Raw genomic sequence first — 13697 nt, forward strand, 5'->3', positions numbered from 1 at the left:
CAGGCGTCGGAGATCTCGCTGGTGTCGCAGGTGGCGGATCAATACCTGACGCTGCTGTCGACCGACGATCTGCTGAAGGTCACGGAAGACACGCTGAAGACCGCGCAGGCGTCGTACGACCTGACCAAGCTGCAGTTCGACAACGGCACGGGTTCCGAGCTCGAGCTGCGTCAGGCGCAGACGGTCGTCGAGACGGCGCTCGCGAACCAGCAGGCGCAGGCCCGTGCCCGCGCGCAGGCGCTGAACGCGTTGGTGCTGCTGATCGGCGAGCCGCTGCCGGACGATCTGCCGGCGGGCCTGCCGCTCGATGCGCAGAACCTGCTGACGGACGTGCCGGCCGGGCTGCCGTCGGATCTGCTCACGCGTCGTCCGGACGTGATGCAGGCCGAGCAGACGCTGCTGGCCGCGAACGCGAACATCGGCGCGGCCCGCGCGGCGTTCTTCCCGAAGATCTCGCTGACGGCCGCGTTCGGCACCGCGAGCCCGACGCTGGGCGGCCTGTTCAAGGCCGGCACGGCGGCGTGGTCGTTCGCGCCGAACATCGCGCTGCCGATCTTCGAGGGTGGCTCGAACATCGCCAATCTCGATCTCGCGAACGTGCAGAAGCGCATCGAGATCGCGAACTACGAGAAGGCGATTCAGTCGGCATTCCGCGAAGTGTCGGACGGGCTGGCCGCACGCGGCACGTACGACCAGCAGATCGCGGCGCTCGAGCGCAACGAGCACGCGCAGCAGCGTCGCTTCGATCTGTCGGACCTGCGCTACAAGAACGGTGTGGACAGCTACCTGTCGGTGCTGACCGCGCAGACGGATCTGTACTCGGCGCAGCAGTCGCTGATCAGCGCGCGTCTGGCACGCTGGACGAACCTAGTCGACCTGTACCGCGCACTCGGCGGCGGCTGGATCCAGCGCGCGGGCGAAGCGCCGCGCGCGCCGGATGCGCCGGTCGATTACGACAAGGCGGCCGCTCCGGCGCCAGCGTCGGCAACGGCGACGAACGGGTAAGCACGGAGAAGGGCGGGCGCGGTATGCCGCGCCTCGCTTCGAAGCGGCTGTATGCGAAAAAGAAAACGCCGCGGACGAAAGTCCGCGGCGTTTTCTTTTGCGCCGGCGAATCGTGCGGAAAGAAGGGCGTCGATGTCGTGACGATGCGTGCGTCGCGTCGCGTCGCATTGCGTTCGTGCAATCACACCGATCGCGCCATCACACCGATCACGTCGATCGCATCGATCACGTCGATCACGTCGATCACACCGTCAGTCGGCATGGCGCATAGTGCACCCGGCGAACTGCCTGCCCGCGTGAAGCGCGATCGCCCGGCACCGTGTCGGGTTCTGCACCCCGAAACAAAAACGCCACGGCATGCCGTGGCGTTCGTCGTTACCGCTTCGCGCCGTCGTCCGGCGCGGCGCGATCAGTGGTGCGCGTCGGCGGGACGCCCGTCGAAGTCGTGTCCGGCGCGCCGAATCTCGCAGCGTGCATCCTTTTCGCCTTTCACGCCGTTGAACACGATGTTCAGGATCACGGCCGTGGCCGATGCGAGCAGGATGCCGCTGTGCAGGATCGGCGCGAGCGCCGGCGGCAGCTTCGAGAAGAAGTGCGGCGACACGACCGGCACGAGGCCCATGCCGACGCTCACGGCGACGATGAACAGGTTGTGCGAGTTGTTCACGAAGTCGACCTTCGACAGCACCTTGATGCCGTTCGCGGCGACCATCCCGAACATCACGATGCCCGCGCCGCCGAGCACGAACGGCGGCACCGACGCGACGACCTGCGCCATCTTCGGGAACAGGCCGAGCAGCACGAGGATCACGCCGCCCGTCGCACACACGAAGCGGCTCTTCACGCCCGTCACGCCGATCAGGCCGACGTTCTGCGAGAACGACGTATGCGGGAACGAGTTGAAGATGCCGCCGATCAGCGTGCCGAGGCCGTCGACGCGCAGGCCGCGCACGAGGCGCTCCTGGTTGACCGGGCGATCGACCATGTCGCCGACCGCGAGGAACATGCCGGTCGATTCGATGAACGTGACGAACATCACCGTGACCATCGTCACGATCGACAGCGGATCGAAGTGCGGCAGGCCGAAGTGGAACGGCATCACGAAGCCGACCCACGGCGCATGCGCCACGCCGTCGGTGTTCACGCGGCCGATCGCGAACGCGATCACGAAGCCGGCGACGATGCCGAGCAGCACCGAGATGTTCGCGATGAAGCCGCGGCCGAACTTGTTGATCAGCAGGATCAGCGTGAGCACGAGCAGCGACAGGCCGAGATAGACCGGGCTGCCGTACTCGGGGTTGCCGACGCCGCCGGCCGCCCAGTTGATGCCCACTTCCATCAGCGACAGCCCGATCACGGCGATCACCGTACCGACGACCACGGGCGGGAAGAACCGCAACAGCTTGCCGATCATCGGCGCGAGCACGATGCCGATGATGCCGGCGGCGATGGTCGAGCCGAAGATGTCGAGAATGCCGAGGCCGGGGTTCGTGCCGATCGCGATCATCGGGCCGACCGCCGCGAACGTGCAGCCCATGATGACGGGCAGGCGGATGCCGAAGATCCACAGGCCGAGCGTCTGGATCAGCGTGGCGATGCCGCACGAAAACAGATCGGCGCTGATCAGGAACGCGATCTGGTCTTTCGGCAGCTTGAGCGCGGCGCCGACGATAAGCGGCACGGCGACGGCGCCGGCGTACATGACGAGGACGTGCTGCAGGCCAAGCGTTACCAGCTTGCCGGTCGGCAGCACCTCATCGCACGGATGGACCGTGTTCGATTGCATCTGTCTCACTCCATGATCTTGTTTTCGGGGTGATACGAAGTTATTCGGAATGTGTCCATGCAACAAGAGCACTGGGTTCTATTCCGCTCTTTGCTGGTTCGATATGCCATTTCGGCATGGAGCAGGGGATCGATCATCGGGAAACTGCCGCGGGAGTGAGGTGTACCGGTTTTATAGCGCTTCAAAATAGCGCCGGCCCCCATGTCAAATATGGGTCGCTTTATGGTGTGTATCGGGCAGCCCGCATAGTGGCAAAAAGCGGGGTGCGGAAATCGCGCCGGGTTAACCCGCGAACGGCCGCTTTCGCGTGCAAGGTGCAGCCCGGTGGAACGCCGCGACCCGACCGCACTTTCGATGCGCCGAAGCGGCGGCCAAAACCGGGGCGCGTCGCGATCCCGTTATCATCGATACCCGTTCATACGACTCCCCCTTCACGTCATGCGCCTGCTCGGAATCGACCTCGGCACCGGCTCCGTCAAACTCGTCACGCTCGATGCCAACGGCGTCGAGCGGGCGGTGGCGAGCGAACCTTATGGGTTGTCGTCGCCGCAGCCCGGCTGGGCGGAAATCGCGCCCGACACGTGGTGGCAGGCGCTCGTGCGCGCGGCCGCGCGGCTGCCGGCCGACGAGCGTGCGCAGGTGGCGGCGATCGGTTTTTCGGGCCAGATGCATGGTGTCGTGCTGATCGACGCGGCCGGCCAGCCGGTGCGACCCGCGCTGCTGTGGCCCGACACGCGCGCGGCGCGCGAGGCGGAGGCGGCCGGCTGGCCGGCGTCCGGATCGCCCGTCGCACCGAATCCCGTCGCGCCCGGCATGGCGGGCCCGCTGTTGCGCTGGCTGGCGACGCACGCACCCGATGCGCTGCGTGCCGCGCGCTGGGCCGTGCAGCCGAAGGACTGGCTGCGCATCGCACTCGGCGGCGACGTGGCGGCCGATCCGAGCGACGCGTGCGCCACCGCGCTCGCGACGCCCGACGGTGCGTGGGATATCGCGTTGATCGACGCGCTCGGCCTGCCGGCCGACCGCTTCGCGCCGGTTCGTGCGTCCACCGCGCGCTGCGGCGTGCTCTGCGCGCAGGCCGCCGCCGCGCTCGGCCTGCCAGCCGGCGTGCCGTTGGCGACGGGCGCGGCCGACACCGCGTGCGCGGCGCTCGGCAGCGGGCTGGCCGCGGCAGGCGATGCGCTGCTGACGACCGGCAGCGGCGGGCAGATCGTCGTGCTCGCTGATGCGCTGCCGCCCGCGCGGCGCGGCTTGCATCGCTATCGTGCGGCGGCGGGCGGCGGCTATTACACGATGGCGGCGATGCAGAACGTCGGGCTCGCGCTCGAAGCCGTGCGCGGCTGGCTCGGCTACGCGCGCTGGGCCGATGCGTATGACGACGCGTTCGCGCAGCCGGCGTCCGAACGGCTGTGCTTCCTGCCGTACCTGACCGGCGAGCGTTCGCCGTGGATGAACCCCGATGCGCGCGGCGGCTGGCTCGGCCTCGGGCTCGGCGATACGCGCGGGGCGATGATGCGCGCCGCGTTCGAAGGCGTCGGGTTCGCGTTGCGCGCGGGGCTCGATGCGATCCGCGATGCCGACCGCGGCGACGCGGTGACGACGCTGCGCCTCGCGGGCGGCGGCTCGGTCGATCCGCGCTGGCGCCAGTTGCTCGCCGACGCGCTCGGTGCATCGCTGCAGGCGATCGATTGCCCGAACGCCGCGACGCGCGGCGCCGCGCTGCTCGCGGGCGTCGCGATCGGGCATTGGCGCGAGGATGCGTTGCACACGCTGGCGCCGAGCGCGTCGCCGGTTGCCGCGCCGCACGACGACCGCCTGCTGGCTGCGCGCCACGCGCGCTTCGTCGATCTGTACGCGCGCACGGATGCATGGTTCACGACGGGCGTTTAAACTCGGGCACTTGTTCTTTTGCGTCAGCGATGACGCATCCTGGCAAGCCGGCGACCGTTTCCCGCACGCGATGCGCGGCGGGAGCAGCCATCATGGCGAGCACGAGATTCTTGTGCCGTGCCGCGCGGCACGGCTTCGACCGATTTGCACGAACCCCTGCAGGCGCCGCACGCCGGCTCGGGCCGATCTCACAGACATACAGGAGTGACACGATGAAAACGAAAGCCGCGATTGCATGGAAGGCGGGTGCGCCGCTGACGATCGAGGAAGTCGATCTCGAAGGGCCGCGCGCCGGCGAAGTGCTGATCGAAGTGAAGGCGACGGGCATCTGCCACACCGATTACTACACGCTGTCGGGCGCCGATCCGGAAGGGATCTTCCCGGCGATCCTCGGCCATGAAGGCGCGGGCGTGGTGGTCGACGTCGGCCCCGGCGTCGGCACCGTGAGAAAGGGCGACCACGTGATTCCGCTCTACACGCCCGAATGCCGCGAGTGCAAGTTCTGCCTGTCGCGCAAGACCAACCTGTGCCAGAAGATCCGCGCGACGCAGGGCAAGGGCCTGATGCCGGACGCGACGTCGCGCTTCTCGCTCGACGGCAAGCCGCTGTTCCACTACATGGGCACGTCGACGTTCTCGAACTACATCGTCGTGCCGGAGATCGCGGTCGCGAAGGTGCGCGAGGACGCGCCGTTCGACAAGATCTGCTACATCGGCTGCGGCGTGACGACGGGCGTCGGTGCGGTCGTGTACTCGGCGAAGGTCGAGGCCGGCGCGAACGTCGTCGTGTTCGGCCTCGGCGGGATCGGCCTGAACGTGATCCAGGGCGCGAAGATGGTCGGTGCGGACAAGATCATCGGCGTCGACATCAACCCGAAGCGCGTCGAGCTCGCGAAGAAGTTCGGGATGACGCACTTCATCAACCCGAACGAAGTCGAGAACGTCGTCGACCACATCGTGCAGTTGACCGACGGCGGCGCCGACTACTCGTTCGAATGCGTCGGCAACGTGAAGCTGATGCGCCAGGCGCTCGAGTGCACGCACAAGGGCTGGGGCCAGTCGTTCATCATCGGCGTGGCCGCGGCTGGCGAGGAAATCGGCACGCGTCCGTTCCAGCTGGTGACGGGCCGCGAATGGAAGGGCTCGGCGTTCGGCGGCGCGCGCGGTCGTACCGACGTGCCGAAGATCGTCGACTGGTACATGGAAGGCAAGATCAACATCGACGACCTGATCACGCACACGCTGCCGCTCGAGCGGATCAACGAAGGCTTCGACCTGATGAAGGCCGGCGAGTCGATCCGCTCGGTCGTGCTGTACTGACCGGGGGCATACCGCCATGCTCGAACTCGTTTCCTCGCATGCGTGCCACGGCGGCGAGCAGCGTTTCTACCGTCACGATTCGGCGGCCGTCGGCCTGCCGATGAAGTTCTCGGTGTACCTGCCGCCGCAGGCCACGCACGGGCGCGTGCCGGCGCTGTTCTATCTCGCGGGGCTCACGTGCACCGACGAGACGTTCGCGATCAAGGCCGGCGCGCAGCAATACGCGGCGCAGCACGGCATCGCACTCGTGATGCCCGACACGAGCCCGCGCGGCGCGGGCGTGCCGGGCGAGACCGATGCATGGGACTTCGGTGTCGGCGCGGGCTTCTACGTCGATGCGACCGAAGCGCCGTGGTCGACGCATTACCGGATGGAGTCGTACGTGACGGGCGAGCTGCGCGAGCTCGTCGCGGCCGAGCTGCCGATCGACGGCGCGCGGCTCGGGATCTTCGGCCACTCGATGGGCGGCCACGGTGCGCTGACGCTCGCGTTGCGTCATCCGGGCCTGTACCGGTCGGTGTCGGCGTTCGCGCCGATCGCCGCGCCGACGCGCTGCCCGTGGGGCGAGAAGGCGTTCTCGGGCTACCTCGGCGCCGATCGCGAAGCGTGGAAGGCGCACGACGCGAGCGAGCTGGTCGCGCGCGCCGATGCGCCGAAGTTCGCGGAAGGTATCCTGGTCGACCAGGGGCTGGCCGATCAGTTCCTCGCGAACCAGCTGAACCCCGACGTGTTCGAAGCCGCGTGCGCGAAGGCCGGCCAGCCGCTGACGCTGCGCCGCCATCCGGGCTACGACCACGGTTACTACTTCATCTCGACGTTCATCGCGGATCATCTCGCGCATCACGCGCGCGTGCTGGTGCGGTGAGTATCGGCGCAAGCAGGTCACGCATCCGGTTCGCATGAAAGAACGCCGGCGCTGCCCCTTCGGGCACGCCGGCGTTTTCATTGGCATCGGGCGGCGACCGCCGGGCCGCGATCAGTTGCGCCGCAACAGGCTCGCGCCGTACACGAGCGCCGACAGCGCGGTGATCCAGAAGCTCGTCGGCCAGTCGGTGTGATAGGCGAGGACGATGCCGGCCCACGCTTCGAACAGCGCGAACAGCGCGGCGAGCAGCACGCCCGTCGACAGGCGCGTCGACAGGTTCTGCGCGGCCGCCGCCGGCCCGACCAGCAGCGTGAACACGAGCAGCACGCCGACGATCTGCGTCGCCGCGGCCACCGCGAGCGCGCACACCGCGAGGAACAGCATCGACACCGTGCGCAGCGACACGCCCTTGGCTTCGGCCAGCTCGGGCTGCAGCGACGCGAACAACAGCGGCCGCGCGATCAGCGCGAGCGCGGCGAGGCTCACCGCGCCGATGCCCGCGAGCACCGCGAGGGTGTCGCGGCTGACCGCGAGCACGTTGCCGAACAGCAGCGCGGTGACCTGCGTCGCGAACGACGTGTAGAAGTGCAGGAACAGCAGGCCGAAGCCGAGCGCGCCGGACAGGATCACGCCGATCGCGACGTCGCGGCCCGCGAGCCGCTCGCCGAGCGCGCCCATCCCGATCCCGGCCGCGAGCGTGAAGCCGACCATCCCCCAGATCGGCGAGAGGCCGAGCAGCACCGCGCCCGTCGCGCCGGTGAAGCCGACGTGCGACAGCGCGTGGCCGGCGAAGGTCTGCCCGCGCAGCACCAGGAAATAGCCGACGATGCCCGCGAGCACCGCGACGATTCCGGACGCCGCGAAGGCGTTGATCATGAAGTCGTATTCAAACATCGTGCGAATGCCCGGGATGGGCGTGTCCATGGTGATGATGGCCGTGTCCGCCGCCACCGCCGTGCGAATGATCGTCGTCCTCGTGTTCGTGATCGTGCTTCTCGATCTCGACGTCGCCCGACATCACGAAGATCTTGCCGTTCACGCGCATCACGTCGATCGGCGATCCGTAGAGCCGCGACAGCACGGGCTTCGTGATCACCTCGTCGACGGTGCCGAGCGCCGCGACGCCGTTGCCGAGATACAGCACGCGGTCGAGCGCGTTCAGCAGCGGATTCAGTTCGTGCGCGGAGAACAGCACGGTGATGCCGAGCTCTCGCTGCACGTTGCGCACGAGTTCGACGACGCCGCGCTGGTGGTTCGGATCGAGGCTGATCAGCGGCTCGTCGAGCAGCAGCAGCTTCGGGTTGCCGAGCAGGCATTGCGCGAGCAGCAGCCGCTGCCGTTCGCCGCCCGACAGTTCGGACAGCGGCCGGCGCGCGAGCGACGAGCCGCCGACGAGGTCGAGCACGCGATCGACGTCGCGGCGCGTGGCCGCGTTCGTGTGCGGCAGGCCCCAGCGGTGGCCGTCGGCGGCCATCGCGACGAAGTCGTAGCCGCGCATCCGGCGGTTCGCGAGGCCGCTCCTGATCTGCGGCATGTAGCCGATCGACGCGTTGCCGCGCACGACCGGCACGCCGCCGACCGACAGCGTGCCGGCCGACACGGGGATGAGGCCGAGCACCGCGCGCATCAGCGTCGTCTTGCCCGCACCGTTCGGCCCGAGCACGCCGACGAATTCGCCGGGCTCGATCGAGAAACTCACGTCGCGCAGGATCGTGCGGCCGCCCAGTTCGAGCGTGACGCGATCGACGGCGAGGGCGTGGGGAGTGACGGTCATGTCGTTACGGTCGTCCGTTACTTGCCGGCCGAAAGCGCGTTGCCGAGCGCGTCGAGCTGGCCGGCCATCCATTGCTGGAAGGTCTTGCCGGCCGGCAGCGTCTCGGTGACGCTGACGGTCGGCACGCCGCCGTCGCGCGCGACTTTCAGCATGCGCTTGGTCATCGGCTCTTCGGCCTGGCTGTTGTAGATCAGCACGCGCACCTGCTTCTTGCGCAGGTCGCCCTCGAACGCGGCGACGTCCTGCGCGCTCGCCTCGGTGTCGTTCATCGTCGCGAGCTGGAAGCGCTGGTTGCGCATGTCGAGGCCTATCGCGTCCGACATGTAGCCGAACACGGGCTCGGTGGCCGTCACGGGCACGCCCTTGTACTTCGCGCGCAGCGCGGCGACCTTGTCGTCGACGGGCTTCAGCGACGCGACGAACTTCTGCAGGTTCGCGTCGTACTCGGCCTTGTTCGCCGGGTCGGCGCGGCCGAGCTCGGCCGCGATCGCGCGTGCGGCCACGGGCATCGTCGCCGGGTCGTACCACAGGTGCGGGTTGTCGCCGGCCTTCTTGCCGACGAGATCGGCGACGACGATCGTCGCGCGCTTCGCCTGCTTCGACGCGCCGAGCAGCTTGGCCATCCACGGATCGTAGTTCGCGCCGTTGTAGATCACGACCTGCGCGTGCTGGAGCGCGCGGGCGGTCTTCGGGCTCGCTTCGAACAGGTGCGGATCCTGGTCGGGATTGCTGAGGATGCTCGTGACCGCGACGTGATGGCCGCCGATCTGCGAGGCGACGTCGCCGTAGAAATTCTCGGCGGCGACGACGTTGACGGTCGCGGCCTGCGCAAGCACGGGCGCGGCGAACGACAGCGCGGCGACGGCGGCGGCCAGCCAGCGGACAGGCGACAGGGCGCGCCGCGGCGCGCGCTTCAGGGCAATGGACATGGAACTCCTCGTTGGAAGGGTGGCGCGTGCGCCGCGCGAGTCGGCGTCAGCGTTGTGCGGGCTTGCGCTTGCAGTGCCCGCACAGGCCGCTCAGCTCGACGACTTGGTGGTGGACTTCGAAACCGTGCGCGGGCCCGCTCGCGGACAACTGCTTCGCGAGGTCGCCGCCGGGAATCTCGACGGTGTCGCCGCACGCATCGCAGATCAGGAACTGGCCTTCGTGCGGCACGCCGATCTCGCAGCATGCGAAGAACGCGTTCTTCGATTCGATCCGGTGGATGAAGCCGTGCTCGACGAGGAAATCCAGCGCGCGATAGACGGTCGTCGGCGGCACGCGGCCGCGTTGCGGTTCGAGTTCCGCGAGCAGGTCGTACGCGCCGATCGGGCGCTGCGCGGCCAGCACGCGTTCGTAGACCTGGCGGCGCAGCGGCGTCCACGCGAGCCCGTGCTCGGCGGCGAATGCGTCGGCCCGGGACAGCCGGGCGTCAATGGACGATGAGGTAGCCATGGCATGAAGCAGGCGCTGAAACAAAGTACAGCGATGATATAACGTATCGCCGCGCCATGCAGCGCGAATTCCGTTTCCCGCCCTTGCTTCCCGCGTCGCTGCGTCCCCTTCACCGTCAACGCCACTGCGCCGCACCGTGCGCCGCGCGCCCTTGCCGTGTGGGCGCGGCGGGGCATCGCCGGGCGCGGCCGTGCCGCAGCGCGTCATAGAAAGCCGTCATGTCGTCTTGACAGCGCGTATCGCGTATCCGATCATTCGATCACCAACAGAGCAATTGATCGGTTCGCGAGCGTTCGCTCACTTCGCGACCGTCGTGCAACAGAACGAACCGGAGACAACCAGTGAGACTGGCAGACAAGGTCGCGATCCTGACGGGCGCCGCAAGCGGCATCGGCGAGGCGGTCGCACAACGCTATCTGGACGAGGGCGCGCGCTGCGTGCTGGTGGACCTGAAGCCTGCGAGCGGCTCGCTCGCACGGCTGATCGAGGCCAGCCCCGGCCGCGCGGTGGCCGTCACGGCCGACGTCACGCGCCGCGACGACATCGCGCGGATCGTCGCGACGGCGGTCGAGCGCTTCGGCGGCGTCGACATCCTGTTCAACAACGCGGCGCTGTTCGACATGCGCCCGATCCTCGACGAATCGTGGGACGTGTTCGACCGGCTGTTCTCGGTCAACGTGAAAGGGCTGTTCTTCCTGATGCAGGCCGTCGCGCAGCGAATGGTCGAGCAGGGGCGCGGCGGCAAGATCGTCAACATGTCGTCGCAGGCCGGCCGTCGCGGCGAGGCGCTCGTGTCGCACTACTGCGCGACCAAGGCCGCGGTGATCAGCTATACGCAGTCGGCCGCGCTCGCGCTCGCGCCGCACCGGATCAACGTGAACGGCATCGCGCCGGGCGTCGTCGACACGCCGATGTGGGAGCAGGTCGATGCGCTGTTCGCGCGTTACGAGAACCGGCCGCTCGGCGAGAAGAAGCGGCTCGTGGGCGAAGCCGTGCCGCTCGGCCGCATGGGCGTGCCGGGCGACCTGACGGGCGCCGCGCTGTTCCTCGCGTCGTCCGACGCCGACTACATCACCGCCCAGACGTTGAACGTCGACGGCGGCAACTGGATGAGCTGACATGCCGCCGCTCGCATGCGCAACCCGGGCGGATTCGCTGCACGCGGCCGCCGCCGCACGAGGACACGCCTGATGGCCGAGATCGTCGTCGCCGGCGAGCTGCTGGCCGAATTCGTCGCCGCCGAGCGCGGCCAGGGCTTCGATACGCCGGGCCTGTTCGCCGGACCGTTCCCGAGCGGCGCGCCGGCGATCTTCGCCGATCAGGCCGCCCGGCTCGGCGCGCGCGTCGCGTATGCGGGCTGCGTCGGACGCGACGCGTTCGGCGACGCGATCGTCGCGCGGCTCGCACGCGACGGCGTCGACGTCGCGCGCATCCGCCGCGTCGCCCGTCCGACCGGCACCGCGTTCGTTGCGTATCGCGACGACGGCTCGCGCAGTTTCGTCTTCACGTTGTCGACCAGTGCGGCTGCGTGCGTGGATGCGTCCGACGTCGACACCGCGATGTTCGACGGCTGCCGCTATTTCCACGTGATGGGCTCGTCGCTGACGAGCGAATCGGCGATCGCGGCGGTGCAGCGCGGCGTGATCGAGGCCGCGCGCGCCGGCGCGAAGGTGTCGTTCGATCCGAACGTGCGGCCCGAGATGCTGAGTTTTCGGCCGATGCGCGCGGCGCTCGACGAGATGCTCGCCGCGTGCCACCTGTTCCTGCCGAGCGAAGTCGACCTGCCGTTCTTCTGCGGGCCGCAGCCGGCCGAGCGCGCGATCGCGGGCCTGCTCGCGACGCATCCGCTGCTCGAGCGCGTCGTGCTCAAACGCGGCGCGCAAGGCAGCGTCGCGTTCGATCGCGCGCACCGGGCGCAGGCGCCGGCGTTCCCGGTCGACGAAGTCGATCCGACCGGTGCCGGCGACTGTTTCGGCGGCACGCTGGTCGCGAGCCTCGTCGCGGGCCTGCCGATCGATGTCGCGTTGCGCCGCGCGAACGCGGCGGGCGCGATCGCGGTCACGCGGCGCGGCCCGATGGAAGGCAACAGCAGCGCGGCCGAGATCGACCGTTTCCTGACCGAACGAGGTATCGCATGTCCGGCCTGACGACCGTTGCCGAGCGCACGCGCACTGCGCACGCGGACACCGTGCTGCGGATGATCTTCGACGCGAACCGCGCGGACGCGCAGCGCGGCATCTATTCGATCTGCAGCGCGCACCGGCTCGTGCTGGAGGCCGCGTGCGAAACCGCGCGTACCGACGGCTCGCCGCTGCTGATCGAGGCGACCTGCAATCAAGTGAACCATCTCGGCGGCTATACGGGCATGACGCCTGCCGATTTTCGCCGCGACGTCGATGCGATCGCCGCGCGCTGCGGGCTCGCGCCGTCGGCGCTCGTGCTCGGCGGCGACCATCTCGGCCCCAACCCGTGGCGGCATCGCCGCGCGGCCGACGCGATGCGCGAGGCCGGGGCGATGGTCGCCGCGTATGTCGAAGCCGGGTTCGAGAAGATCCATCTCGATGCGAGCATGGCGTGCGCGGACGATCCGGCGCGGCTCGACGATCGCACGATCGCCGCGCGTGCGGCCGAGCTGTGCCGCGTCGCGGAAGACGCGGCGGCGCGCGCCGGCGTCGCGCCCGTCTACGTGATCGGCACCGAGGTGCCGACGCCGGGCGGCGAGGTGAGCGACGAGGCGAGCGACGACGCGATCGCGCGGATCGCGGTCACGCGCAGCGACAGCGTCGCGGCGACGCTCGACGCGCACCGCCGCGCGTTCTCGGCGGCCGGGCTCGACGACGCGTGGACGCGCGTCGTCGCGATCGTCGCGCAGCCGGGCGTGGACTTCGACGATCGCCACGTGCTCGACTACGACAGCGCCAAGGCAGCGTCATTGGGCGCGAGTATCCTGCAGACGCCGCGCCTCGTGTTCGAAGCGCATTCGACCGATTACCAGACCGAGGCCGCGCTCGCCGCGCTGGTGCGCGACCACTTCGCGGTGCTGAAGGTCGGCCCCGCGCTGACGTTCGCGCTGCGCGAGGCGCTGTTCGCGCTGACGTTCATCGAGGACGCGCTGATCGACGACGTCGCGCAGCGCTCGCGGTTGCGCGACGTCGTCGATGCGGCGATGCGCGCGCAGCCCGAGCACTGGGCGCCGTACTACCGCGGCGACGAGACCGCGCAGCGGCTCGCGCGCCAGTTCAGCTACAGCGACCGCATCCGCTATTACTGGCTGCAGCCGGCCGTCGCGGCCGCGGTCGAGCAACTGTTCGACAACCTCGCGCGGCAGCCGGTGCCGGAGACGCTCGTCGCGCAGTGGCTGCCGGACGTTTATGCGGCATGCCGCGCGGGCGGCCTCGCGAAGGCGCCGCGCGCATGGGTGCGCCACCGGATACGCGACGTGATCGCGCACTATGCGCGCGCGTGCGGCATGCAGCGGCCGGCATGACGGGCCGCGAAGGAAACGATGCAACACCGACGCAAGACCGACGACATTTCGAACAATCACAGCAACCATCTTGAGACAGCCCATGTCATGCGCAATTGAAATCCGGCTGCCAACGCTCGCCAGTGCGAGCGATG

12 protein-coding genes are annotated in these 13697 nt (G+C 69.0%); 7 read left to right on the forward strand and 5 right to left on the reverse strand.

Annotated features, from left to right (window positions below):
• A partial coding sequence (locus WS61_RS32190) for an efflux transporter outer membrane subunit (RefSeq protein WP_059506708.1) occupies positions 1-1005 on the forward strand: 1005 nt, incomplete at its 5' end.
• A 409-nt stretch (positions 1006-1414) separates the two neighbouring features.
• Here WS61_RS32190 and WS61_RS32195 read toward each other — a convergent pair.
• Positions 1415-2791: a nucleobase:cation symporter-2 family protein gene (locus WS61_RS32195; RefSeq protein ID WP_059506709.1), complete on the reverse strand. Its 1377-nt coding sequence runs from the start codon at positions 2789-2791 to the stop codon at positions 1415-1417.
• A 438-nt stretch (positions 2792-3229) separates the two neighbouring features.
• Here WS61_RS32195 and WS61_RS32200 point away from each other — a divergent pair, with 438 nt between their 5' ends.
• From WS61_RS32200 to fghA, 3 genes are all read left to right on the forward strand, one after another.
• Entirely contained in the window at positions 3230-4681 is a 1452-nt protein-coding gene (locus WS61_RS32200; protein ID WP_059506711.1) for a xylulokinase, read from the forward strand.
• A gap of 212 nt (positions 4682-4893) precedes the next feature.
• Positions 4894-6000 carry an S-(hydroxymethyl)glutathione dehydrogenase/class III alcohol dehydrogenase gene (locus WS61_RS32205; protein ID WP_034208263.1) on the forward strand — a complete coding sequence of 369 codons (1107 nt, stop codon included), beginning with the start codon at positions 4894-4896 and terminating at the stop codon, positions 5998-6000.
• Positions 6001-6016: 16 nt separating this feature from the next.
• Entirely contained in the window at positions 6017-6865 is an 849-nt protein-coding gene (gene fghA / locus WS61_RS32210; protein ID WP_059506713.1) for an S-formylglutathione hydrolase, read from the forward strand.
• A 111-nt stretch (positions 6866-6976) separates the two neighbouring features.
• Here the strand turns inward: fghA and WS61_RS32215 are convergent, their stop codons facing one another.
• From WS61_RS32215 to WS61_RS32230, 4 genes are read right to left on the reverse strand one after another with little or no spacing between them, the layout of a single operon-like run.
• Entirely contained in the window at positions 6977-7759 is a 783-nt protein-coding gene (locus WS61_RS32215; RefSeq protein ID WP_059506725.1) for a metal ABC transporter permease, read from the reverse strand.
• Positions 7752-8639 carry an ABC transporter ATP-binding protein gene (locus tag WS61_RS32220; RefSeq protein WP_059506715.1) on the reverse strand — a complete coding sequence of 296 codons (888 nt, stop codon included), beginning with the start codon at positions 8637-8639 and terminating at the stop codon, positions 7752-7754. Before WS61_RS32220 ends, WS61_RS32215 begins: the two co-directional genes overlap by 8 nt.
• A gap of 17 nt (positions 8640-8656) precedes the next feature.
• Positions 8657-9568 (reverse strand): metal ABC transporter solute-binding protein, encoded by a 912-nt coding sequence (locus WS61_RS32225; RefSeq protein ID WP_059506717.1) that lies wholly within the window; start codon positions 9566-9568, stop codon positions 8657-8659.
• Positions 9569-9614: 46 nt separating this feature from the next.
• Entirely contained in the window at positions 9615-10076 is a 462-nt protein-coding gene (locus tag WS61_RS32230) for a Fur family transcriptional regulator (protein WP_027785279.1), read from the reverse strand.
• Positions 10077-10417: 341 nt separating this feature from the next.
• On the opposite strand from WS61_RS32230, the gene WS61_RS32235 reads away from it, so the two are divergent.
• The 3 genes from WS61_RS32235 to WS61_RS32245 all read left to right on the forward strand — a co-directional run bounded on the left by WS61_RS32235 (position 10418) and on the right by WS61_RS32245 (position 13563).
• Positions 10418-11194, forward strand: coding sequence for an L-iditol 2-dehydrogenase (locus WS61_RS32235; RefSeq protein ID WP_059506719.1), 777 nt, complete (start codon positions 10418-10420; stop codon positions 11192-11194).
• Positions 11195-11266: 72 nt separating this feature from the next.
• On the forward strand, positions 11267-12223 hold the full coding sequence (locus tag WS61_RS32240; protein WP_059506720.1) for a sugar kinase: 957 nt from the start codon (positions 11267-11269) through the stop codon (positions 12221-12223).
• Positions 12211-13563 (forward strand): D-tagatose-bisphosphate aldolase, class II, non-catalytic subunit, encoded by a 1353-nt coding sequence (locus WS61_RS32245; RefSeq protein ID WP_059506723.1) that lies wholly within the window; start codon positions 12211-12213, stop codon positions 13561-13563. The genes WS61_RS32240 and WS61_RS32245 overlap by 13 nt, the downstream gene beginning before the upstream one ends.
• Positions 13564-13697 lie beyond the last annotated feature (134 nt).

It is taken from the genome of Burkholderia sp. ABCPW 11, from assembly GCF_001523445.1.
Taxonomy (GTDB): Bacteria; Pseudomonadota; Gammaproteobacteria; order Burkholderiales; family Burkholderiaceae; genus Burkholderia.